This is a genomic window from Xanthomonas sp. 3307, from assembly GCF_014199735.1.
GTDB classification, from domain to species: Bacteria; Pseudomonadota; Gammaproteobacteria; order Xanthomonadales; family Xanthomonadaceae; genus Xanthomonas_A; species Xanthomonas_A rydalmerensis.
The window spans coordinates 444,642-467,613 of sequence record NZ_JACHOG010000001.1; the positions used below are offsets into that span (position 1 = coordinate 444,642).

The following is a 22,972-nucleotide window of genomic DNA, read 5'->3' on the forward strand; positions in this document are numbered from 1 at the left end:
CGCTCAGGCGGCGAGCGCGCGCGCCTGCAGCGCCGGCACTTCGTGCGCGGTGACGAAGCGGCCCTTGGGATCGCGCTGCACCTGCGCCAGCGCGCAGTCCGGATCGTGGGTGAAGAACAGGCGCACGTCGCGCGCCAGCGCGTCTTCCAGGAACGCTCGCTTCTCGTCGATCAGCAGCTCGGCGTTGCGGTCGTAGCCCATGGTGATCGGCACGTGCACCCACGACCGGCCCGGGATCAGGTCGGCGCAGAACGCCACCCCGCCGTGCGCCTGGCCGTCCTCGCCGTGGTGGGGGCCGACGATCTCGGCCAGCATCAGCCCCGGCGTGTGGCCGTCGCTGAAACGGAATCGCACCGCCTCGCCGAGGGCGCGCGAGTAGTCGCCCTCGACCAGTTCCAGCCGGCCGCTGGCCTCAAGCAGGCCCGGCAGTTCCGGGATGAAGCTGGCGCGGTCGCGCGGATGCGGGTGCAGCGCGCGCTGCCAGTGCGCCGCACCGACCAGGAACTGCGCGTTGGGGAACAGCAGCTCCGGCGCGGCGCCTTCGCGGTACGGCGCCAGCAGGCCGCCGGCGTGATCGAAGTGCAGATGGCTCAGCACCACCACGTCGATGTCGGTATGCGCAAAGCCCGCAGCCTGCAGCGAATCCAGCAGCACGTGCCGCGCCTCCTGCACGCCGTAGCGCTCGCGCAGCGCTGGCGGGAAGAACGCGCCGATGCCGGTCTCGAACAACACCGTCTTGCCGGCCAGCGGGCTGGCCAGCAAGGCGCGGCAGGCCAGCGCGATGCGGTTGCCGTCGTCGGGCGCGGCCCACTGTTGCCACATCGCCTTGGGCGCGTTGCCGAACATCGCGCCACCGTCAAGTTTCTGCGAGTTGCCTTGGATGGACCAGAGCTTCATGAGCGGGGATTCGGGAGTGGGGAGTGGGGATTCGCAGAAGCGGGCGTCGCGCGGCTCAGCGCGCCGGCGAGGTCTGCAGCACTTCGGCGCTGCCGACCTCGTTGCGCGGGTCGCTGCCGCCGCTGAGCACGTTGCGGCGCTTGTCCCATTCCACCGTCTGCAGGTTGCCCCAGACGTGGCTGGACCCGTGGCCGTCCTCGGCGCTGTCGCCGGGCAGCTTCAGCGCATGCCCCATCGCTTCCAGGCCCTTGGCCGTGGCCGCGTCGAAGGTGCCGGTCTCGGCCTCGATCACGTCCGGCAGCCACTGGTGGTGGTAGCGCGGCAACGCGGCGACCTGCTGCGCAGTGAGGCCGTCGTCGTAGCCGAGGATACCGAGCAGCACCATGGTGATGATGCGGCTGCCGCCCGGGGTGCCGAGCACGATGGCCTTGTCCGCGTTCTCCATGAAGGTCGGCGACATCGAGCTGAGCGGGCGCTTGCCCGGCTTGGGCGCGTTGGCCGCGTAGCCCATCACGCCGAAGGCATTCGGCGTGCCCGGACGCAGTGCGAAATCGTCCATCTCGTTGTTGAGCAGCACGCCGGTGCCCTTGGGGATCAACCCGGAGCCGTACAGCAGGTTGACCGTCTGGGTCGCGCCGACGCGGTTGCCTTCGCCGTCGATGATGGAGAAATGCGTGGTCTCGTCGTCTTCCAGCGGAGTCGGCTGGCCCGACAGCAGATCGCTGGGCGTAGCCTTGTCCGGGTTGATGGTCGAGCGCAGGCCCACGGCGTAGTCCTTGCTGAGCAGGATGCGCTGCGGCACATGTGTGAAATCCGGGTCGCCCAGGAAGAAGGTGCGGTCGCGGTAGGCGCGGCGCATCGCTTCCACGGTCAGGTGCACGCGGTGCACCGGGTCCATGGTCTTGAGGTCGTAGCCCTCCAGGATCTGCAGCATGCTGGCCAGGGCGATGCCGCCGGAGGACGGCGGCGGCGCGGTGGTGATGGTCCAGCCCTTGTAGTCGAAGCGGATCGGCGTGCGTTCCTTGACCGTGTAGCCGGCCAGTTCCTGCGCGGTCCAGCGGCCGCCGGCCTGCTTGACCCCGGCCAGCAGCTTCTTGGCGGTGGCGCCGCGGTAGAAGCCATCGAAGCCCTTGTCGGCCAGCAACTGCAGCGTGTTGGCCAGTTCCGGCTGCTTGAACACGTCGCCCTCGGCGATCGGCCGGCCGTTGCGCAGGTAGACCTCGCGCGTGCCGGGATAGCGCTCCATCACCTTGCGCCGCGACTGGTAGCCCTCGGCCATGCGCGCGTACACCGGGAAGCCTTCGCGGGCGATGCGGATTGCCGGCGCCAGCGACTGCCGCAGCGGCAGCCGGCCGTGCTTGGTCGCCAGCTCCACCAGCGCCGCCGGCAGCCCGGGGATGCCGGCCGACCACGGACCGTTGATCGAGCGGTCGCGGTCCAGCTCGCCCTTGGCATCCAGGAACGCGGCCGGCGTCGCCGATTCCGGCGCGGTCTCGCGCGCGTCCAGCATCACGTCCTTGCCGGTCTTGGCGTCGTGCAGCAGGAAGAAGCCGCCGCCGCCCAGGCCCGAGCTGATCGGCTCGACCACCGACAGCGTCGAGGACACCGCCACTGCGGCGTCGAAGGCATTGCCGCCCTCACGCAGGATCTGCAGGCCGGCCTCGGTGGCCAGACGGTGGCCGCTGGCGATCGCGGCACCGGGCGGATGCGCGGCCGGGGCGGTGGCAGTCGCTTCGGCGACCGGTGCCTCGGCCCACGCCGACGGCGTCAGGACCAGGGCGAGCAGCAGGACACGGCGGACGAGGCTTCTCATGCGGCGGGGGGCTCCTGTGGGTACAACTCGGGGTGGTCGCGCTGCAGGCGCTGCAGCTTGGCCAGCAATTGCGCGTGCGTCTCCGGAATGGCCGGGTCCGGGTCGATGCATTCCACCGGGCACACCACCACGCACTGCGGCTCGTCGAAATGGCCGACGCATTCGGTACAGCGGGCCGGATCGATCACGTAGATCGTCTCGCCCATGGCGATGGCCTGGTTCGGGCAGGCCGGCTCGCAGACGTCACAGTTGACGCAGAGCTCGTTGATCTTGAGGGACATGGGGCGCACTTCGGCACTGACCCGGGCAGTTTACCGGATCGGGACGGGACGGCCCCGCGAAGGCGGCGCCATGGCGCGGAACGCTGTATCGCCATCGCCTCGTCGTGAAGGAGCGCGTCTGCCCCGCGATCGACGCCGGACACACGGCGCCTGGCATCGCTGCATCGAAAGATGGCACGCCTGGTCTCGAGGGCCAGGCCCTTCTCCGCTGTGGCGGAGAGACTGTGTTCGCGCCGTGCGGCGCGACATGGCGGGACCGGCGCGCATCGGCGCGCCGGCCCTGCGGGCTTACTTGGCTTCGACGAAGATGTAGTCGGCGCCCGTGGGCTTGACCACGGCTTCGACGCGGGCGCTGTCGGCCGGAGCGCCGATGTAGACCACGCGCACGCCCTTCATGGTGTTCGGCTCGACCTTGGCGAAGGCCGCGGCGATCAGGTCGGCCATCTTGGCCGAGGCCGAGGAGCCGAACGCCAGCATGTTGCCCGGCTGGATGCCGCGGCCGATGGCGGTGGTGGCGCTCTCGACCTGGCGGTCGTACTTGGCCTGGAACTCCGGATCCGATTCCGGCGGCAGGTAGTACAGGAACGGGCTGTTGGTGACGTTGCCCATGTTCTGGATCGCCACTTCCTGCAGGTACTTCTTCCAGCCAGCGTCGTCGTCCTTGGCGGGCGCGGTCAGCGCGGGCTGCGCGTCGGCGGCCGGCTTGGCGGCCTCTTCCTTCTTGCAGGCGGTGAAGCCCAGGGCCAGCGAAGCGATCAGCAACGCGCGTGCGGTGGTGTTCATGGAACGGCTCCCTCTGTGTCGTCAGTGAATGGTGGACGGCTCAGCGCTGCGCGGCGGCCTGGCGGGCCTGGACCAGCGCCTGCACCACCGACGGCGGCACGAAGCCGGAGACGTCCCCGCCCAGGCGCGCGATCTCGCGCACCAACGAGGACGAAATGAAGCTGTGTTGCTCGGCCGGGGTGAGGAACAGCGTCTCCACCTCCGGGATCAGATGCCGGTTCATGCTCGCCATCTGGAACTCGTATTCGAAATCGGACACCGCGCGCAGGCCGCGCAGCAGCACGCCGCCGCCGACCGAGCGCACGAAATGCGCCAGCAAGGTGTCAAAGCCCAGCACTTCCACATTGCGGTGCCCGGCCAGCGCCTCGCGGGCCAGCGACACGCGCAGGTCCAACGGCAGGGTCGGCCCCTTGGACGGGCTCTGCGCCACGCCCACGATCACCTGCTCGAACAGCGGCGCCGCACGGTTGACCAGGTCGATATGGCCGTTGGTGATCGGATCGAAGGTGCCGGGATAGACGGCGATGCGGCTATGGGCCACGGTCATGCGTCGGGTACCGCGTGAAGGTCGCCGGGAAGTGTAGCAGCGGTGCGCCGGTACAGGGCAGCACGCACCTCGCGGCTGCCGCCCTCGCGGTACAGCGCCCAGGGCGCGGGCGGCGCCGGTCCCTGTCCGGCCGGCGACTCCAGGTACAGCCAGGCGTCGGCCGCCAGCCGCGCCGGCAGGCGTTGCAACACCGCGTCCCACAGCCCGGCGGCAAACGGCGGGTCGACGAAGGCGATATCGGCCGGGGCATCGGCTGTAGCCTCGGCCAGCCAGCGCAACGCATCGCCCTGCACCACCTGCACCTGGTCCTGGGCCTGCAGCCGCGTGACCGTGGCGCGCAGCTGTACCACCTGGCCCGGGTCGCGTTCGACCAGCACTGCGCCGGCCGCGCCGCGCGACACCGCTTCCAGCCCCAGCGCGCCGCTGCCGGCGAACAGGTCCAGCACGCGCGCCCCGGGCAGCACCGGTTGCAGCCAGTTGAACAGGGTCTCGCGGACCCGGTCGGAGGTCGGGCGCAGCCCGGCCAGGTCCGGCACCGGCAGCCGCGTGTTGCGCCAGCGCCCGCCGATGATTCGCACCTGCCCGCCGCCGGGACGGCTCATCGGCGGCCCCGCAGGGGCCTGGACAGGCAGGACATGAAACGCAAGGACGGCATCGGCGACGGGCGGCGGAACGGGGTCCGGATCATAGACCAGCGCGCCGACCGGCGTCTGCGCGGCCCGGTGCTTGAAGCCGGCCGCGGCCGCCACCATGTCGGCCGGCAGAGCCGTGCCCTCCTCCGCGCGGCCGCCCATCCTTCATGGAGCACCTACCGATGAGCGTGGAAACCCAAAAAGAAACCCTGGGCTTTCAGACCGAGGTCAAGCAGCTGCTGCAGCTGATGATCCATTCGCTGTATTCCAACAAGGAGATCTTCCTGCGCGAGCTGATCTCCAATGCCTCCGACGCCGCCGACAAGCTGCGCTTCGAGGCGCTGGTCAAGCCGGAACTGCTGGACGGCGACGCGCAGTTGCGCATCCGCATCGGCTTCGACAAGGACGCCGGCACCGTCACCATCGACGACAACGGCATCGGCATGAGCCGCGAGGAGATCGTGGCGCACCTGGGCACCATCGCCAAGTCCGGCACCTCCGAGTTCCTCAAGCACCTGTCCGGCGACCAGAAGAAGGATTCGCACCTGATCGGCCAGTTCGGCGTGGGCTTCTACAGCGCCTTCATCGTCGCCGACCAGGTCGACGTGTACAGCCGCCGCGCCGGGCTGCCGGCCAGCGAAGGCGTGCACTGGTCCTCGCGCGGCGAAGGCGAGTTCGAGGTCGCCACGGTCGAGAAGGCCGAGCGCGGCACCCGCATCGTGCTGCACCTGAAGGACGACGAGAAGGACTTTGCCGACGGCTGGAAGCTGCGCGGCATCGTGCGCAAGTACTCCGACCACATCGCCCTGCCGATCGAACTGCCCAAGGAACACCACGGCGAGGACAAGGACAAGCCGGAAACACCCGAGTGGGAAACCGTCAACCGCGCCAGCGCGCTGTGGACGCGCCCGCGCAACGAGATCAAGGACGAGGAATACCAGGAGCTGTACAAGCACATCGCCCACGACCACGAGAACCCGGTGGCGTGGAGCCACAACAAGGTCGAAGGCAAGCTGGAGTACACCTCGCTGCTGTACGTGCCCGGCCGCGCCCCGTTCGACCTGTACCAGCGCGACGCCTCGCGCGGACTCAAGCTGTACGTGCAGCGCGTCTTCATCATGGACCAGGCCGAGCAGTTCCTGCCGCTGTACCTGCGCTTCATCAAGGGCATCGTCGATTCCAGCGACCTGCCGCTGAATGTCTCGCGCGAGATCCTGCAGTCCGGCCCGGTGATCGACTCGATGAAGTCGGCGCTGACCAAGCGCGCCCTGGACATGCTGGAGAAGCTGGCCAAGGACGACGCCGAGCGTTACCAGGGCGTGTGGAAGAACTTCGGCCAGGTGCTGAAGGAAGGCCCGGCCGAGGACTTCGGCAACCGCGAGAAGATCGCCGGCCTGCTGCGCTTCGCCTCCACCCACGGCAGCGACGGCACGCAGAACGTGTCGCTGGCCGACTACGTGGCGCGGATGCAGGAAGGCCAGGACAAGCTGTACTACCTGACCGGCGAGAGCTACGCGCAGATCAAGGACAGCCCGCACCTGGAGGTGTTCCGCAAGAAGGGCATCGAAGTGCTGCTGCTCACCGACCGCATCGACGAGTGGCTGATGAGCTACCTCACCGAGTTCGATGGCAAGTCCTTCGTCGACGTGGCGCGCGGCGACCTGGACCTGGGCAAGCTCGACAGCGAGGAAGAGAAGCAGGCCAAGGAAGAGGCCGCCAAGGCCAAGCAGGGCCTGGTCGAGCGCATCCAGAACGTGCTGAAGGACGAGGTCTCCGAAGTGCGCGTCTCGCACCGCCTGACCGATTCCCCGGCGATCCTGGCCATCGGCCAGGGCGACCTGGGCCTGCAGATGCGGCAGATCCTGGAAGCCAGCGGCCAGAAGTTGCCGGAGAGCAAGCCAGTGTTCGAGTTCAACCCGGCGCACCCGCTGATCGAGAAGCTGGACGCGGAAGCCGACGGCGAGCGCTTCGGCGATCTGGCGAAGGTGCTGTTCGACCAGGCTGCATTGGCGGCTGGCGACAGCCTCAAGGATCCGGCGGCGTATGTGCGGCGGCTCAACAAGCTGTTGTTGGAGTTGTCGGTGTAGGCCTTGCCAGGCCCAAACGGTGGGAAGAACGAAGCCGGCGACCTGCCGGCTTCGTTGTTTCTGGGCCAGCCGTCAGACATGGAACGGGCTGGGGGGTTTCCAGTTGCCGTGCTCTGGCCACGACGGATCTCACGTCAGGACAGCCGCCCAATGCGACCCGGCACCCAGAGGGTTCTCACGAAGCACGGCTCGGGCCAGAATCCAGAGCACTCCCCCGCCCGCCTTTCTCGATGAACACCAGCGACACGATCCCCCTATCCCTGGACCAGGCCACCAACCTGGTCGAGCGCATCCTCTCCCGTGCCGGCTTCAGCCCCGCGCATGTGCACGCCCTCACCCACACCATCATTGCCGGCGAACGCGACGGCTGCGCCTCACACGGGCTGTACCGGACGCTGGGTTGCGTGGCGACGCTGCGCAACGGCAAGGTGGTGGGCGACGCCGAGCCGGTCGTGCACGACCATGCGCCCGGCATCGTCCGGGTCGATGCGTGCGGCGGGTTCTCGTTGCTGGCGTTCGAGCGCGGCCTGCCGTTGTTGATCGAAAAGGCGCGCGGCAATGGCCTGGCGGCGCTGGCGATCAACCATTGCGTGCACTTCTCCGCGCTATGGCCAGAGGTGGAACGGCTCACCGAGGCCGGCCTGGTCGCGCTGATCTGCAACCCCAGCCATGCCTGGGTCACGCCGGCCGGCGGTCGCACGCCGCTGCTGGGCACCAATCCGTTGGCGTTCGGCTGGCCGCGCGTGGACGCGCCACCCTTCGTGTTCGATTTCGCCACCAGCGCGGTGGCACGCGGCGAGATCGAGCTGCGCCGCCGCGCCGGCCAGCCGATTCCCGAAGGCTGGGGCGTGGATGCGACAGGCGCGCCGACCACCGACCCGGCCGCGGTCGCCGACGGCGGCGCGATGCTGACCTTCGGCGGCCACAAGGGCTCGGCGCTGTCGGTAATGATCGAACTGATCGCCGGCCCCTTAATCGGCGACCTCACCAGTGCCGAATCGCTGGCCCACGACGCTGGCGCCGGCGCGGCGCCCTACCACGGCGAACTGATCCTGGCGCTGGATCCGGCGTGCTTCCTCGGCGCCGACCGTGCGACGCATCTGGCCCGCGCGGAAGCTTTCTTTGCCGCCTACGAGGCCACCGGGGCGCGCCTGCCGTCGCAACGCCGCTACCAGGCGCGGGCACGCAGCCGCAGCGAAGGCGTGCGGATTCCACAGGCCTTACATCAGGATCTGCTGGCCTTGCTCGATTGAGGGGCGCCGCTAATAGCCCGCTTTGCCGTAGCTCAGCGGGACATGGCGTCGTCGTGTAGGAGCGGCTTCAGCCGCGACGCGGCGTTACCGGTGATGCCTGTCGCGGCTGAAGCCGCTCCTACGAGTGGCCTTCCGTCATCGCTAGGTACGCGGCGCAATCGTGCGATGCGCCGCGCCAGATGCGGCAGCCAACCCGCAATCCGCACGCCGTGACGGCTCGACGCCACCGGTGCGGAAGCGCACCGGCCGAGCGCACCGCGGCGGGCTCCACCCGCCACGGCACCGGCACCCTGCTCGCCTGTGCAAACAGCATTCGGCTCAGAACTTCACCGTCGCGCGCGCCCAGTAGTAGCGGCCAAGCAGATCGTAGGTGGCCACGTCGGTGTTGGCGTTGGTGACGTTGTTGGCGTAGTACAGCGGCGGCTGGCGGTCGGCCAGGTTGTCCACGCCCACTTCGAAGCGCGTGTTCCACGGCTTGACCTGATAGCCCACCTGTACGCTGTGGTAGACGTAGGCACCGATGTCGCGGACCACGGCGGGCTGGTCAGCGTCGGCCGACAGGCTCTGCCGCGTGTCGGCGCTGCCGATCTCGGTGCGGCCGATGTAGCGGACACGCCACGACGCGCTCCAGTCGCCCAGGTTCCAGTTCAGCGTGCCCAGCGCGCGCCAGCGCGGGAAGTTGCCGTAGGCGTAGGTGTACTTGCCGGCGTTGTGGATGGTGACGGTGCTGGGGTCGGTGGTGTCGGGGTTGATGTCGTAGCGGATCACGTAGGTGCCGTTGAGGCCGGCGCTGAAGCTGCCCCAGGCGGTGTCCGGCAGGCGGTAGTTGAGGCTGAAGTCCGCGCCGCTGGCCCACAGCTTGCCCAGGTTCACGGTGGGCTCGGCGATGTAGTTGACGGTGCCGTTGTCGTTGCGGTGGATCAGCGCGCAGAACGCGCTGGCGTCATTGGCATAGCACTGGTTGAGCACCGTCTGCGCCGAGACCTGGGTGATGGTGTCCTTGAGGTTGATCTTCCACAGGTCCGCGCTCATCGACAGGCCTTCGACCCAACCCGGGTCGTAGACCACGCCGAAGTCGTAGGACATGCCGGTCTCCGGCTTGAGCTGGTAGCCGGCCACGGCCGCGCCGGAGGCCTTGGCGCCGACCTGGTTGTCGGCCTGCTGGTAGCTGCCGTCGGTGGGCACGTTGGCGCAGGCCGCGGCATGGCCGCCGGTATAGCCGTTGCACGGGTCGGTGACCGACGGCGAGTCGCCGGCCACGCCGGCATACAGTTCGTTGATGTTGGGCGCGCGGAACACCTGCGAGGCGGTGCCGCGCAGCAACAGGTTCTCGATCGGGCGGTACTCCAGCGAGACCTTGCTGTTGGTCTTGCTGCCGACGGTGTCGTAGTCGGAGAAGCGGGTGCCCACGGTCAGGTTGAGCGAGTGCACGCCGGGCAGCCCCGCCAGCAGCGGGAACAGCGCTTCGGCATAGGCTTCCTTGACGCTGAAGCTGCCGCCGAGCACCGACGCGCAGTACTCCAGCACCCCACACATGCCGTTTTCGTCGCCGGTCCACAGCGGATCGGCGGCGGTGCTGGTGCTTTCCTTGCGGTAGGACACGCCGGCGGCCAGGCTGACGGTGCCGGCCGGCAGCGCGAACAGTTCGCCGTTGGCATTGGCCTCGAACTGCTTGACCGTGTAGACGTTGGTGACGATCGGGTTGACCACCAGCGCCTCAAGCGCGGCCTTGTTGCTGGCGGCGTTGAGGTTGAACACGTCGATCGGGGTGCAGCCGGCGATCACCGCGCCGGCGCTGCCGCACTTGACGGTGCCGTCGGCGGCGAGGAACGACGGCCCCACCGCGGCGTTGAAGCCGGCGTAGTCGAGGAAGCCCTGGTTGATCGACTTCTGCTTGACCTTGCCGTAGTTGAGGCTGGCATCCCACTGCCAGGAACTGTCGCCGAAGCTGCCGCGCAGGCCCGGATTGATCTGGAAATTGTAGGTGTCGTACTGGTATTGCCGGTTGCCGAGCACCGTGGCGCGCGTGTTGAAGTTGTTGTACGAGGTGCCGGTGCTGCGGTCGGTGCCGAAGTTGACCCCGAACGGGTTGTAGTAGCTTGCGGAGGAGACCAGGAAGTTGTCGCCGTTGGCGAAGATCGGGATCGGCGCGATGATCGAGGACGAGGTGGTCTTGCTGAAGTAGGTGTTGACGTAGCCTTCCAGATGGTCGTTGAAACGGTAGCTGCCGAGCACGAAGGCGTTGGTGCGTTCCTGCGGGGTCTGCAACAGGTTGTAGGGCTGGTAGTTGTAGGAATCGGTCGAGGCGACGTAGCAGTGGTACTGGCTGGCGTTGGTCGGGCTGCTGCTGCCGCCGTTGAAGGTGACCCGCGAACAGCCGTTGCTCGCCGCCAGCGCCTTGGCCGCGGCCGAGCCGTCGTTGAAGCTGATGCTGCCGGTCGGGGTAGCCGAGGAGCCCTGCTTCACCCCGACGCCGTCGATCAGCGACAGCGCATCCTTGGAATAGGCGCGCTCGCCGGCCGAGACCGGATCGATGTCGTGGTAGGACAGGCCGGCGACGATGCTGCCGCGCTCGCTGGTCTTGCCGGCGGTCAGCGAGAAGTTGCGGCGGTTGCCGTCGCTGCGCGAGCTGGTGCCGAAGTCGGCGCTGGCCTCGATGCCGTCGAAGCCCTTGCGCAGGATGAAATTGACCACGCCACCGATCGCGTCCGAGCCGTACACCGCCGAGGCGCCGTCGCTGAGCACTTCCACCCGCTCGATCATGGTCGCCGGGATCGCGTTGACGTCGTTGCTGGCCAGGCGCGTGCCGTTGACCAGGACCAGGGTGCGCTTGTCACCGAGGCCGCGCAGCGAGATCACCGAGGCGCCGGTGCCGCCGCCGTTGTTGGTGTTCGGATTGGTGGCGTTGCCGGCGATCGACGGCAGCTCCTGCACCAGATCGCCGAGCGTGGCCTTGCCGGTGGCCTCGATCTGCGCGCGGCTGATGGTCACGACCGGGTTGGCGGTCTCGGTGTCGACGCGGCGCAGGCGCGAGCCGGTGACCACGATGCTGTCCAGGGTCTGGGGAGCGCTGTCGGCGCTCGCCTCCTGCGCCTGCGCCGTCCCCGCGCTGCCCAGCGACAAGGCGGTGGCGACCGCCAGCGCCAGCGGCGTCGCGGCATGACGGAAGGAGGGGCGTGGCGGCGAAAACGACATGGGCGAGCTCCAGGAGTGATGACGAGACGGGACAGTGAGAAACGCAGGCCGAACGACGCCATGCCGGCGCCATGCCGACGGACGGACCTGCTGGACGGTGGCGCCTGCGCGGCGCCTGCGATGGCATGCCTGCGCCCGGCCTTGACGGCCTGACGCACCGCGGGGATGGCGATGTCCTGCGCGCACGGCCGGTGCGCGGCTCCCCGCTACTGCGATGACGTCCGACGACGACGGCGGCGCTCCGGTGGCGCGCGCCGGCGCCACGGCCGGTACGACGATGCGATCAGAATTTCATCACGCGGTCACACTGTGCCGTGGATGCATGCCCGCGTCTTGTCGCGATTCGCGGTTTCACGTGCGGAATCATGCATGGTCGGGTGCGGGTCGGCGCCTGTGCGCGACGGCCGTGCTGCGGCATGGCGCCGTGTCGCGCAGACGCCGCCACGACAGGCACACGCTGCAATCGGTCGCACGAGGCGATGCCGATGTTCGTGCCGGGCCGCATCACACCGGAATCAGCCAGCCGCCGAACAGCGGGCCGGCGGTGTCGCCGTGCTGCGGCTCGATGCGCACGGTCAGCGGCTGCGCGTCGCGGGTCAAGGCCGGCGGCAGTGGGTAGTCGCGATCGACGAAATCGATCACCTGGCCGCGCTCCACCGCCACTTCCACGGCCAGCTTTCCGTTGACCAGGATGTTGAAGCGGCCCTTGTCGCTGCCCCAGAAGCGCAGGCGCAGCGCCAGTGGCTGCGCGCTGCCACGCATGCGGAACTCGACGAAGCCCTTGCCGCGCACGTCGCGGCACTGCTGGCGGCGGTAGGCGCCGCCGAAGGACGTGTCGCTGCGCAACTGGTGGGCCTGCTCGGAGGCTTCGTCGCCGAACTGGATCATGTCCACCGCGGTCGCACGCAGGCTGTCCTGCTCGGCCTGGCGGCGCGCCCGCCGCTGCGCTTCCTGCGCCCATTGGGCCGGACCCATACGCTTGAAGTACAGCGCGCTGCGCCGCTCGTACTGCGCATAGAACGGCACGAAGGTCAGGCCGGTCGGCTGCGTGCTGCTGGCCAGGAAATGGCCGGGTTGCGGCAGCTCGGCGAAGCCGCGCAGTGGATCGGCCGCGGCCACCAGCGCCGGGTCCGGCGCGTCGTAGGGCGTGCTCACCGGGCCCAGGTCGGCGGCCAGCGCCAGCGGCCCGCGCATCACCACCACCGTGTCCGCATCGCCGGCCGCGTGCTCCAGCCGCAGCGGTGTGGCCAGGTCCAGGTCGATGACGTCGCCGGCGCGCCAGTCGCGCTCCAGCGTCAGGTAGCCGTCGGCCAGCGCCGCGCGTGCGGGCTTGCCGTTGACGCGCAGGGTGTAGCGGCCCTGGCACCAGGCCGGCACCCGCAACAGCAACCGCCGCGGCGCCCGTGCGCCGGCGCGCAGCACCTGCAGGCGCACCTTGCCGTTGTCGGGCACGCCGCTGTCCAGTTCCAGCGCCAGGTCGCGCTCGCTCCAGTCCAGCCGCGAGGGGATGTAGAGATTCACGTACAACGACGTGGCGTCCTGCCAATAGATCGCATCGCCGAACTGCGCATGCGCTTCCATGCCGCTGCCGACGCAGCACCAGAACGAATCGAACTTGTCGGAGAAACCGCGTTCGCCGCCGCTGATCATCGGCGTCATGTAGGTGAACATGCCGGTGGCCGGATGCTGCGCGGCCATGGTGTGGTTGTGCAGCGTGCGCTCGTAGTAGTCGAAGTAGCGCGCCTGCGGCGTCCACTGGTACAGGTGCCGGGTCAGCTTAAGCATGTTGTAGCTGTTGCAGTGCTCGCAGGTCTGCTCGGTGAGGAACGCGGCGATGGTGTCCGGCTCCTGGAAATACTCGCGGTCGGCGTTTCCGCCGATCACGTAGCTGTAGTGCGCGGTCACCGTCTCCCAGAAGAAGCGCGCCGCCGCGGCCGCGTCGGCGTCGCCGGCGACCTCGAACTGGCGCGCCTCGCCGATGAACTTGGGCACCTGGGTGTTGGCGTGGATATGCGGCAGCGCATCGCGCCCGGCCGCGGCCGGGTCGATCACCTTCTCGTGGCGCAGGCGCTTGCCGATGGCGATCCAGCGCGCATCGCCGGTACGCGCGCCCAGCTCGATGTAGGACTCGTTGAGGCCGCCGAACTCGGTGTCCAGCAGGGTCTGCATCTGCGCATGGTCGAGCGCATCGAACACCCCGCCCAGATAGCCGGCCAGCGGCAGCAGCACCTGCAGCGCTTGTGCGTTGCCGGCCAGTGCGTGCGCGTCGAGCAAGCCGGCGAACAGTTTGTGCACCGTGTACAGCGGCGACCAGCTGCCGTTGAGATTGAACTTGCTGCCCTTGATGACGCCGCGGCGCACTTCCTCGAACACCACCTTGCCGCTGTCGATGGCGCCTTTGTCGTTCTTGCGGGTGAGCCCGCCGACGTAACCGTCCGCGTCCTTGGCCTGCGCGCGCGCCAGTTCGGCGACGATGTAGTCGATGCGCTCGCGCAGCGCGGGATCGCGCGTCTGCGCATGCATCTTCGCCAGCGCGCTGAGGTAGTGGCCCAGCGTGTGGCCGGCAATGGTGTCGCCCTCCCAGCCGCCGTAGACCGCGCCCTTCGGCGGCAGGCCGGCGTTCTGCAGGAAGTTGTGCAGCAGACGGTCCGGCTCCAGTTCCAGCAGGTAGCGACGGTTGGTCTGCAGCGAATCCAGGAACAGCGACGGCTTCAGCGTGACCTGCTGCAAGGGCAGCGCCTGCACCCGCCCGGGCGTGGACGCGGCGGCGTCGAGCGGGAAGCGCAGCATCCCGGCCGCCACCGCCAGCGCGCTCCACTGCAGGAAGCGGCGCCGCGAGGGATCCAGTGCGACGCCGGCCGCCTCCCCGGTGACATGCGCGCACGCGGCGCCATGCCGATGCATGCCCTGCCCGCTCATGGCCGGCTTCCCGCGTGCGACGCGGCATGCGGGAAAGAAACGCATCGAGGCATGGACTGCTCCTGTGTGAGATGTCGGGACGCCGACTCCGCAGGGCAACGACCAGCGGATCCATGGCCACTGTGTCATCCGGGTGACAGCGCGTCTTGTCCCCACTGATGCGTGCAGATGCGGATTTCTGCCGAATCGCCGCATCGGCCGGCCGCAGGCGACCAAGCACTGCGCACGCCGCAGGCGAACGCGGCCGACACACCAGTGCCCTGCGTCTCATGAGCCACCTACGCGACACGTCGCGTCATGCAGGCATCAGGAAACTGCGACGGTGTCGCGGCGAATGCACAGGCATCCGCCGCGACGCCGCCGGCCAGTCATTGCCGGTCGATCAGCGTGGCCGCGCCGTGACCTCTGGCACCGCGTCGGTCAGGTCGGCGCCATAGTCGGGATTGGTCACCGTGTCCGCATCCACGTAACCGTAGAACACGCCCTTGCTGGCCGACGCGCCGCGCTGCTCGACGTCGCCACGCATCTGCGCGGCGCCGGACAGCGTGAACCCACCGAATGCCCCTGCCGGCTTGAACACCGTCTGCAGCTGGGCGCGATCCTTGATCGTCACCCCGTCCTGCAGCACGCTCAAGCCGCCGACCACGGCGCCGTCCTGCACCTGCCCGCCCATGATCGTCGCGTGGTCCTCGATCCGCGCATCGCCCAGCACCTTGCCCCCGAGCACCCGCGCCTGCGGGCCGACATAGGCCGTCGACGCGACATACGCATTCTGCGCGACCCAGCCACCGCCGTTGGGGTGGCGGCTGCCGACGCGCGTCGGCGTCGGCGCACCGGGCTGGCGGCCTGACGGATAGGCGTTCTCCAAGGTGACGCTCCACGGATAGCGGTAGACCGAATAGTAGGACTGATCCCACTTGATCTTCTGCATCTTGCTCGGCGTACCCATGACCACCAGATACAGGTCGCTGTCGTCGCTGCGCACCTGGAACGACAGCGCGGCATCGGCGCCACGTTGCAATGCGCTGTAGCGCGGCTTGCCGTTCGCATCGATCGCGACCAGACCCCAGCGCCAATCCGAGTCCGGTGCGCCGAGCGTCTGCGGATCGTTCGCCAGGCCCGGCAACGTGTCGACCGCCGACCGCTGCTGCACGTTGCCATGTAACTTCACCACGACCGCATCGGCACCCTCGGCGGGAACCAGCCGGACCAGGTTGTACCCCCACCGCTGCGGCGCCCAGTCGAACGGCACCTGGTAGCCGCCGGCCTGGCCCTGCACCGGATCCAGTTGGGTCAGGCGCAATGCACGATCGCGATTGGTCTCGTCGGATGGGTTTTCCGGATCGAACGCGGTATTGCTGCCGTATTGCTGGCGCATCACGGCGCCATGGTCGCGACCATCGGGGTCGATGTAGTCCCACTGCACGTTGTGCATGGCCCAGTCGCCGAACACGTCGTTGAGCTGCGACTGGCTCCAGCCCATGTTGTCGCGGAGGATCGTGAACGGGTCGGCATCGGCCTGGCCGGCATCGCCGGCCTTGGGCGCCTTGCTCCACAGATCGTTGACGATCGCGTAGCCGAAGCGATCCTTGAGGTACTCCATGAACTGCCAGTTGCAGTAGCGGTCGCGCGTCGAGCCAAGGTAGAGATGCGGGTAGTTCACCAGCATTTCCGAGCATTGCACATCGTCGTGGAAATACTGATGCGCCATCCAGTTGGCATGGGATTCCCAGATCCAGCCCACGTACGGCGAGTCACGCAAGCCGCCGGTACTGCCCTGCAACCCATGGGTGAGTTCATGCGCCAGGCCCCAGTGATATCCCAACTGATCCGGATTGATCCACATGCCCATGCCGCCGCTGGCGGAGGTCCCGCCGTTCAGGGCGAAGTCGTGGTCCAGGTAGACGCTGACCTTGTACTTCTTTCCCGTATTGCAGTAAGGCTCGGGAAACCCGACGCGCCCCATGTAGTCATCCCAGATCAGCTCCAGTTCCTTGGCTGCCGAGGTCACGTCGTCCTGCGAAACGATTTGTCCATCCTTCCAGCGGAAAGCGAAGTGTCGGGTTTCGTAGCGGACCGCCGGCATGTCGGTGTCGTCGGGATTGGCGATCCATTGGCCAGCGGTGCAGACGGCCGCAGCCGCCGCATGCGCATGCTGCGCAGCCAGCACCAGAATGGCCGACAGGCATACCGTGGAGACCATACGCATGAATCGAGAAGCAGCAATTTTCACGGCTCTACACTCCTCTTGTCCGACGACATTGGATGGATAGGACGATCGACGCGCGATCCGCCGCAACAGCCCCGGTGATGGATGCATGCCGCCCCCCCGACGGCATGCCGGTACGAGAACGCTTCCGGCGGAACCCCGACAACCTCCGGCGCGTCAGCCACGCGCGCATCGGCGACGCGTCGCCAGACTAGTCCAGTAAAACGCAATGCACCCGACGGTTCTCTTCATGGAATCGGGATAATTCCGCACAGAGTCCGAAAATCAAACGATCGTCACGACAGGAACATGATGCGGCCGGCAACCGGCCGAGGTCAGCGGCAGGTGTTGCAACTGCAACGCGTGCGAAGATCTGCGAGGTTGGCTCGGTCAGCATGCGCGCCTCGCCTCAACGTGCATCGCAATGCTGCGCATCGGCGGTGCCGGCCTGCGGCAGACGCTGCGGCTGCGGCTGCGGCGCCAGCATTTCCCACTCCTGCACAGCTAACGCGGCGTAGCGCTCGCCACCGCCGGAAGCATCCAGCAGCGCGCGCACGCAGCGCGTGGTCACCGGCGCGAAGCGCAGTGTCTGCCAATGGCCGGCAACAGGCGTGTGCGTGCTCTGCGCCAGCGGCCACCAGCGCCCATCGCGGCGGTATTCCAGCCGCCAGCGCGCCGGCGGCGCCACGCCGGTGTCCGCGCCCGGCGGATGATCGGCCCAGAACAGGATGCGGCTGCGCTGCAGCGTCACCGGTTGCGCCCAGCTGTATTGCAGCCACTGCTGCGGCGGGTTGTGCGCGGTCCAGCTACCCCATAGCTGCGGCGGCAAGGGATTGCGCTTGACCCGACCGTCGTTGAGCGCGGCGATCCAGTACTGGTGCGGGATGTCCGGGCCGTTGGACGCGCTGGCCTGCGCATAGCGGGCGACGTTGCGCTGCGGCGGCAACGGCGGCTGCGGCCGCCGCGTGGCCACCACCGGCAGGATCCGCGCCGGCTGCCGGGTGTCGTCCCACTGCAATCGGTCGATCGCCACGCTGCGGCGAAAATGCCCGCCGCCCTTCGCATCGGCAGTGTGGTAGACCAGATACCACTGACCCTTGAATTCGACGATGCCCGGGTGCGAGGTGGTCGAGGACACCGGCGGCAGGAGGACCCCGCGGTAGGTCCACGGCCCCAGCGGCGACGGCGCGCTGCCGTAGGCGATGCAGGCGTGGTACAGCGTCGGCGTGCAGTCCGAATCAGGCCCGGCGCGGTTGCCGGCGTAGGCCATGTAGTAGGTATCGCCGCGCTTGAACAGCCAGGGTGCCTCGAAATAGCCGTCCAGCGTGGTCACCGCCACCGCCTTCCCCGTCGGCGTGACCATGTCGCGCTCCAGCTCGATGCCGAACAGCTTGCCGAAGGTGCCCCAGTACAGATACACGCGGCCGTCGTCGTCGACCAGCACGGTCGGGTCGATGTTCTGGATCGCATTGGGCACCGGCAGCGATTGCGACAGGATCGGCCCCTGCGGATGCGCGTCGCGCCACGGCCCCAGCGGGCTGTCGGCCACCGCCACGCCGATCGCGAACGGATCGGCATTGCGCGAGTGCGCCTCCTGCACCGGCGCATACAGGTAGTAGCGTTTGTCCGGGCCCTGCACGATCTGCGCGGCATAGGCGTGGCCGGGCGCCGCCCAGGCGAACACCTGCTGCGGGCGTAGCAGCGTCGGGTAATGGGTCCAGTTGCCGCGGCCGACGTCGTCGGTGACCAGCAGTTGCCAGCGGTCGATCACGAAGTCGTTTTGCTCCGGCGCAGCATCGTCGCGGCCGGCGATGATGTAGAGCTTGCCGTCGGCGACCAGCGGCGCGGGATCGGCCGAATAGTCGCGGCCATCGGCCAGGATCGGATTGCCAGGCGCATGCACCTGCCGCGACCACGGCACCGCCGGTGCGGCGGCTGCGGTCAGGCCGATGCAAGCAGCGCATGCCGCAAGCAGCCAAGCGACTGTATTGCGTACGGGCTGCCCGCTCATGGCGCTGCCTCCGCCTCGATCACCAGTTCCAACCGCACCGGCAGCGTTCCGGTGCCGTCGCGGCCCTGCGCCTGCCCGACCACGCTCGTGCGACCGGGCGTCGCATAGGAAGCCGGCGCCAGCGGCGGCCAGCGCACCGGCACGCGCTCGCGCGAGCCGTCGTTGTACTGCACGGAAACCCGCTCCGGCAGCGCCGGCGCCTGCCCAACGTGCACGTGCAGCGGCGGCGGCGCCTGCACCGTGGTGAGCTGGCCCGGCGCGGTCGCGCGGACCCAGACGCTGGCGCTCACCGGCACGCCGCCGTCGGCCAGGCCCTGCACCTGCACGCGGCCTTCCCCGGCCAGTGCGGCCGCATCCGGTGCCGACCAGCGCACGCCCAGCCAAGCCCAGCTGCCGTCGGCGAAGGTGCCGGCAATGCGATCCGGCAACGCCGGCACCTGCCCGGGCGCGATGCGCACGTCCACCGGTTCGGTCGCCACCGCGCGCTCGGCGAATACCTGCCATTCGTCCAGGCCGACCGCGTAGTGGCCCTCGCCCTGCGCCGCGGTCTGCAGCACCGCACGCAAGGCCGTGGTCACCACCGGCGCGAATGCCACCCGGCTCGGTGCGCCGTCGCCATGCACCGGATAGCCGCCGCGCACGGCGATGTCGCGCCACTGCGTACCGTCGAGGTACTGCAAGGTCCACGCGCGCGGCAACGCCACCCCGCCCTGCGGCTGGTCGTCCCAGAAATACAGCGCCGCCGCGCTCAGCCGCTGCGCTTGCGGCCATTGGTACTGCACCCAGACCGAGGCAGGCTGCGCGCGGCCCCAGCTGCCCCAGCGGCGGTCGGCGGCCGGCACCTGGTCCGGCGCCGGCAGCAGCCCATCGTTGAGCGCCTGCAGACGGTGGTGGCCGGCGGTGAACTGCGCGCTCGGTGTGGCCTCGCCCTGCACCTGCAGCGTCTGCCCGGCCGGCGTCGGCGCAGCGACCACCGCGACCTCGGCGTGCCCCTGCAAGGCGCCATCGTCGGCCTGCAGTTGCAAGGTGTAGGCACCGGGCGCAGTGAAGCGCACCTCGGTCGTGGCCGCCTGCGGCTGCTCGAACAGCGCCGCGCCGCCCGGCGGCGCCTGCAACGTACGCCAGTGCAGCGCCAGCGTGCCGTTCGGCAGCGCGTCGTCGCCGGCCCGACCGACCAGCCGCACCACGCCGCCCGCGGCACTGCCGTCTTCCTGCCAGGCCTCGACCTGCGGCGCCTGGTTGCCGTGCGCGGCCGGCACCGCGGCACCGCTGGCATAGGCCTGGATCTCCTTGATCCCGGTGCGCAACGCGCCGGCATGCGTCACCTGCACCCGCCAGTGCTGCGCGCGCAGCGGTGGGAAGCGGATGCGGTTGCGGTTGCCCTGCGCGATCGGCATATCGCGCACCTGGCCCGGCACGGTCTTCCAGGCGTTGCCATCGCGATACTGCAGCACGTACAGCCACGGCGGCGCGTAGCCGGCGCGCGTGCCCGACGCAAAGCCGTGCTGTTCGCCCGGCGGCGATGAACTGCGATAGAAGTACACGCGCACGTCGTCGAGAGTCTGTGGCCGATGCAGATCCAGTTCCAGCCAGTCGCTGGCGGCGGGCGAACCGGCCGTGCCCCAGAACGGCTCGTTGGCGGTGCTGCCATCGACCGCCGCCGTGGCCGGAAACCCATCGGTCGTGTAGCTGGCGCTGACCGCCGCACCCTGCGCCAGGTTGCGCGCGCCGGGCGGCAACCCGATGTCGAGCCCGGCGTCGGCGAGGACCGCCCCGATTCGCGCCGCGCCTGGAAAGCGCACCTGCTGCGGCACCTGCAGCGCCAGCCGGTGCGCGGCCAGCACGCGCAGTGATGCTGCATCGGCATTGACCGCGTCCGGCAAGGCCTGCACGCGACCGCTGGCCGGGTCGTACAGCACGTGCGCCAGGCGATCGATGGTGAAGGCCAGGCGCCCGTCCAGGTACAGCGAATAGCCCTTCGGCGCGGCGCCGCCGTAGCGGCGACCGTCGCGGTCCCAGACGATGCTCAGGTCGCGGTCGCGATAGCGCAGGCGGTCGGCGGCGAAATGGTCCCAGCCGATGTCGATCGGATACAGCTCGATCAGGGCATCGCTGCGCGGCCGCAGGCCCATCGCATCCTCGATCACGGTGAAGTTGGTGGCGCCGAGCTGGGTGTGGTGGATCCACGAGCGATAGCCGATGCGGCCGCCATCGGAGGCGCTGCCCTGCGCCCAGAATTCGTTCTGGTCCGGGTAGCGATTGTCGCCGTCGATGTAGTGCGCCCACGCGTTCCAGTACAGCAGCTTGCGGTAGCTGGACGCGTCCAGGTACGGGCTGGGGTAATCGCGCAACACGCTGCCGAGCAGACGGAACGCCACGGTGGAATTGATCACCGAGAAATTGTTGCTGCCGCCCTCGCCGCGCGCCTGCTGGTCGGCCTGGTTGGCGGTGTAGAACGGAAACAGCGGGAACTGCCGGGCGTCGGCGAACAGGCGCAGCGCGCGCACGTACTTGGGATCGTCGTCGGCATCGCCGTGCCTGGGCATCAGGCCGACGCTGAAGGGGTAGTAGTTGTTGGTTTCCTTCCAGTCCACCGGCAGCCGCGGTCCGTCGGCCTGGCGCTGCTTGAGCAGGTCGCCGTGCAGGCCCATGCCGTCGGCCTGCGCGCTGCGGTCCTGCCACAGCACCTCGAGCACGGCGCGGCGGATCTTCGCCGCCAACGCCTGCATGCGCACCGCGGTGGCGGCGTCGCCGGCCAACTGCGCGGCCTGCGCGGCGGCGAGCGCATTGGCGTACACGTACGCGCTCTCGCTGCGGTCCATGCTCGGCGCGCCATGGCGCTTGGCCCAGTCGAAGGAGACCGCGTCGGCGTCGTTGCCGGTCATCGCCGCCCAGTCGTATTCGATCAGACCGTTGCCGTTGCGGTCGTAGGCGCGCAGCAGCGCCTCCACGTCGTCGCTTGCGTAGCGCGCCAGTTGCCCGGCGATCGCCGGCGGCCCGCCATGCACCTGGTAGGCGCGCCAGGCCGCTGCACTGAGGTACTGCGCGTAGGAGTTGGACCAGTTCTCCGGCGCGCCGGGGTTGTCCACGTACTTGCCGCCGCCGGCGGTCTCGCCGGCACCGAGCCAGGAACCGTACGCGTAGAGCGGATCGCGCAGGTACTTGAGGTCGTCGATGAACATGCCGGTGGTGAGCACGATGGCGTTGTCGTAGCCGAGCACGCCCTCGATCGCCACCGGGAACTGGTAGTCGTTGCCGGGCACCGCGGCATCCACGAAATTGAAGCGCAGCAGCCACCAGCGATAGAACAGGGTCTTGTCGAGATTGTCCTCGGGCGTGTCCAGGTACGGCAGGTTGTCGGCCCACCAGCGGTTGTAGGCGACGACGTGCTCGCGATAGGCCTGCTGCGGCGACTGCGCGGCGATGCGCCGGTACTCCTGCAGCGACGCCGGCAGTTCGCGTGCGACCAGCCCCAGTTGCACCTTCAGGGTCGGCGCCGGCCCGCGTGCCGGCACCACCAGCGGCCGCACGATGCTCGCGCCATCGACGGCGAAACCATCGCCGGACAGGCGCGGAAACAGCGTGGTGATGGCGTTGTGGGTGACGAAGGCGCCGGTCAGTTCGGCACCTTGCGCATGCGTGGCCATCGGCGAAACCGCGCGCAGGGTCAGCGTGTGCGCCACGCCGTCGGTACTGGACACGGTGGCCTCGGCCACCGCCACGTTCTGCTCGCTGATGAACTTGACCAGTTGCAGGCGCACGCCAGCGCCGGCATACACGCTGCTGAAATAGCTCGGCGTCTGCCGCCGCTGCGCACTGTCCTCGACCAGGGCGATCGGCACGCCGTCGCGCTCCAGTTGCAGACGGAACAGCGCGTCGTGGCCGGTCTTGTGCACATAGGCCACGTCGCCGACGAAGCCGGGCTCCTCCGGCCGGTGCGTGTACAGGTAGGCGGCGCGGCCGCGGGTGAACAGCCAATTGTTGCTGTCGCCGAAACCGCCGCCGGTGCCCTGCCGCACCAGCAGGCGATCGATCCAGAAATCGCGACCGGGCGCGCTGCCGGCGCCCGCCGCCAGATCGGCGGCGAACACCCGCTGCAGCTGGCCCTGTCCCTGCCCCGGCGCGAACGCCACGCCGCTGTCCGGCAACGGGTGCGCAGCGCCTTTGAAGCGCGGCATGCCGATCGCGGCGTTGCTCGGCTGCAGGCCTTCGCCGTCGCTGTCGAGCGGGTCGCCAGCGTCGGCCGCTGCCGACACCGCAGCGGCAACGAACAGCAGGCTGCCAAGCAGGGCGATGGCGCCACGCCGCACGCGCGACGCGGCGCCACCGGGTGCAGGCATACGAA

14 protein-coding genes are annotated in these 22,972 nt (G+C 69.1%); 3 read left to right on the forward strand and 11 right to left on the reverse strand.

Annotated elements, in window-relative coordinates; all coding sequences use genetic code 11:
* Nucleotides 1–3: 3 nt before the first annotated feature.
* From GGR64_RS01915 to rsmD, 6 genes are all read right to left on the reverse strand, one after another.
* Nucleotides 4–897 (reverse strand): MBL fold metallo-hydrolase, encoded by an 894-nt coding sequence (locus tag GGR64_RS01915; RefSeq protein ID WP_184448715.1) that lies wholly within the window; start codon nt 895–897, stop codon nt 4–6.
* A 55-nt stretch (nt 898–952) separates the two neighbouring features.
* On the reverse strand, nt 953–2,710 hold the full coding sequence (gene ggt, locus GGR64_RS01920) for a gamma-glutamyltransferase (protein ID WP_184643631.1): 1,758 nt from the start codon (nt 2,708–2,710) through the stop codon (nt 953–955).
* Nucleotides 2,707–2,991, reverse strand: a complete 285-nt coding sequence (locus tag GGR64_RS01925) for a YfhL family 4Fe-4S dicluster ferredoxin (protein WP_017908325.1) — start codon at nt 2,989–2,991, stop codon at nt 2,707–2,709. The genes ggt and GGR64_RS01925 overlap by 4 nt, the downstream gene beginning before the upstream one ends.
* A gap of 288 nt (nt 2,992–3,279) precedes the next feature.
* Nucleotides 3,280–3,774 (reverse strand): hypothetical protein, encoded by a 495-nt coding sequence (locus tag GGR64_RS01930; protein ID WP_184643633.1) that lies wholly within the window; start codon nt 3,772–3,774, stop codon nt 3,280–3,282.
* A 40-nt stretch (nt 3,775–3,814) separates the two neighbouring features.
* Nucleotides 3,815–4,321 (reverse strand): pantetheine-phosphate adenylyltransferase, encoded by a 507-nt coding sequence (gene coaD / locus GGR64_RS01935; protein WP_010342036.1) that lies wholly within the window; start codon nt 4,319–4,321, stop codon nt 3,815–3,817.
* Nucleotides 4,318–4,923, reverse strand: a complete 606-nt coding sequence (rsmD, locus tag GGR64_RS01940; RefSeq protein WP_160970241.1) for a 16S rRNA (guanine(966)-N(2))-methyltransferase RsmD — start codon at nt 4,921–4,923, stop codon at nt 4,318–4,320. The genes coaD and rsmD overlap by 4 nt, the downstream gene beginning before the upstream one ends.
* A gap of 33 nt (nt 4,924–4,956) precedes the next feature.
* On the opposite strand from rsmD, the gene GGR64_RS01945 reads away from it, so the two are divergent.
* The 3 genes from GGR64_RS01945 (at nt 4,957) to GGR64_RS01955 (ending at nt 8,293) form a co-directional block, all read left to right on the forward strand.
* Nucleotides 4,957–5,139: a hypothetical protein gene (locus tag GGR64_RS01945; protein ID WP_160970239.1), complete on the forward strand. Its 183-nt coding sequence runs from the start codon at nt 4,957–4,959 to the stop codon at nt 5,137–5,139.
* Nucleotides 5,136–7,040 (forward strand): molecular chaperone HtpG, encoded by a 1,905-nt coding sequence (gene htpG / locus GGR64_RS01950; RefSeq protein ID WP_160970237.1) that lies wholly within the window; start codon nt 5,136–5,138, stop codon nt 7,038–7,040. The genes GGR64_RS01945 and htpG overlap by 4 nt, the downstream gene beginning before the upstream one ends.
* Before the next feature lie 230 nt (nt 7,041–7,270).
* Nucleotides 7,271–8,293: an Ldh family oxidoreductase gene (locus GGR64_RS01955; RefSeq protein ID WP_184643635.1), complete on the forward strand. Its 1,023-nt coding sequence runs from the start codon at nt 7,271–7,273 to the stop codon at nt 8,291–8,293.
* Nucleotides 8,294–8,611: 318 nt separating this feature from the next.
* Here the strand turns inward: GGR64_RS01955 and GGR64_RS01960 are convergent, their stop codons facing one another.
* The 5 genes from GGR64_RS01960 to GGR64_RS01980 all read right to left on the reverse strand — a co-directional run bounded on the left by GGR64_RS01960 (nt 8,612) and on the right by GGR64_RS01980 (nt 22,967).
* Nucleotides 8,612–11,488: a TonB-dependent receptor gene (locus GGR64_RS01960; protein ID WP_167087562.1), complete on the reverse strand. Its 2,877-nt coding sequence runs from the start codon at nt 11,486–11,488 to the stop codon at nt 8,612–8,614.
* 504 nt (nt 11,489–11,992) lie between these two features.
* Nucleotides 11,993–14,407 (reverse strand): glycoside hydrolase family 127 protein, encoded by a 2,415-nt coding sequence (locus GGR64_RS01965; protein ID WP_184643637.1) that lies wholly within the window; start codon nt 14,405–14,407, stop codon nt 11,993–11,995.
* 382 nt (nt 14,408–14,789) lie between these two features.
* Entirely contained in the window at nt 14,790–16,616 is a 1,827-nt protein-coding gene (locus GGR64_RS01970; protein ID WP_184644257.1) for an Svx/AvrXca family virulence/avirulence protein, read from the reverse strand.
* 409 nt (nt 16,617–17,025) lie between these two features.
* Nucleotides 17,026–18,627: a family 43 glycosylhydrolase gene (locus GGR64_RS01975; RefSeq protein ID WP_184643638.1), complete on the reverse strand. Its 1,602-nt coding sequence runs from the start codon at nt 18,625–18,627 to the stop codon at nt 17,026–17,028.
* A complete protein-coding gene (locus tag GGR64_RS01980) occupies nt 18,624–22,967 on the reverse strand; it encodes an Ig-like domain-containing protein (RefSeq protein WP_184643640.1) in 4,344 nt (1,447 codons plus the stop codon). Before GGR64_RS01980 ends, GGR64_RS01975 begins: the two co-directional genes overlap by 4 nt.
* Nucleotides 22,968–22,972: the final 5 nt, after the last annotated feature.

Coding starts and splice junctions, on each gene's coding strand:
- GGR64_RS01915 (WP_184448715.1), bottom strand. CDS start 897: ATGAAGCTCTGGTCCATCCAAGGCAACTCGCAGAAACTTGACGGTGGC.
- ggt (WP_184643631.1), bottom strand. CDS start 2,710: ATGAGAAGCCTCGTCCGCCGTGTCCTGCTGCTCGCCCTGGTCCTGACG.
- GGR64_RS01925 (WP_017908325.1), bottom strand. CDS start 2,991: ATGTCCCTCAAGATCAACGAGCTCTGCGTCAACTGTGACGTCTGCGAG.
- GGR64_RS01930 (WP_184643633.1), bottom strand. CDS start 3,774: ATGAACACCACCGCACGCGCGTTGCTGATCGCTTCGCTGGCCCTGGGC.
- coaD (WP_010342036.1), bottom strand. CDS start 4,321: ATGACCGTGGCCCATAGCCGCATCGCCGTCTATCCCGGCACCTTCGAT.
- rsmD (WP_160970241.1), bottom strand. CDS start 4,923: ATGAGCCGTCCCGGCGGCGGGCAGGTGCGAATCATCGGCGGGCGCTGG.
- GGR64_RS01945 (WP_160970239.1), top strand. CDS start 4,957: ATGAAACGCAAGGACGGCATCGGCGACGGGCGGCGGAACGGGGTCCGG.
- htpG (WP_160970237.1), top strand. CDS start 5,136: ATGAGCGTGGAAACCCAAAAAGAAACCCTGGGCTTTCAGACCGAGGTC.
- GGR64_RS01955 (WP_184643635.1), top strand. CDS start 7,271: ATGAACACCAGCGACACGATCCCCCTATCCCTGGACCAGGCCACCAAC.
- GGR64_RS01960 (WP_167087562.1), bottom strand. CDS start 11,488: ATGTCGTTTTCGCCGCCACGCCCCTCCTTCCGTCATGCCGCGACGCCG.
- GGR64_RS01965 (WP_184643637.1), bottom strand. CDS start 14,407: ATGAGCGGGCAGGGCATGCATCGGCATGGCGCCGCGTGCGCGCATGTC.
- GGR64_RS01970 (WP_184644257.1), bottom strand. CDS start 16,616: ATGCGTATGGTCTCCACGGTATGCCTGTCGGCCATTCTGGTGCTGGCT.
- GGR64_RS01975 (WP_184643638.1), bottom strand. CDS start 18,627: ATGAGCGGGCAGCCCGTACGCAATACAGTCGCTTGGCTGCTTGCGGCA.
- GGR64_RS01980 (WP_184643640.1), bottom strand. CDS start 22,967: ATGCCTGCACCCGGTGGCGCCGCGTCGCGCGTGCGGCGTGGCGCCATC.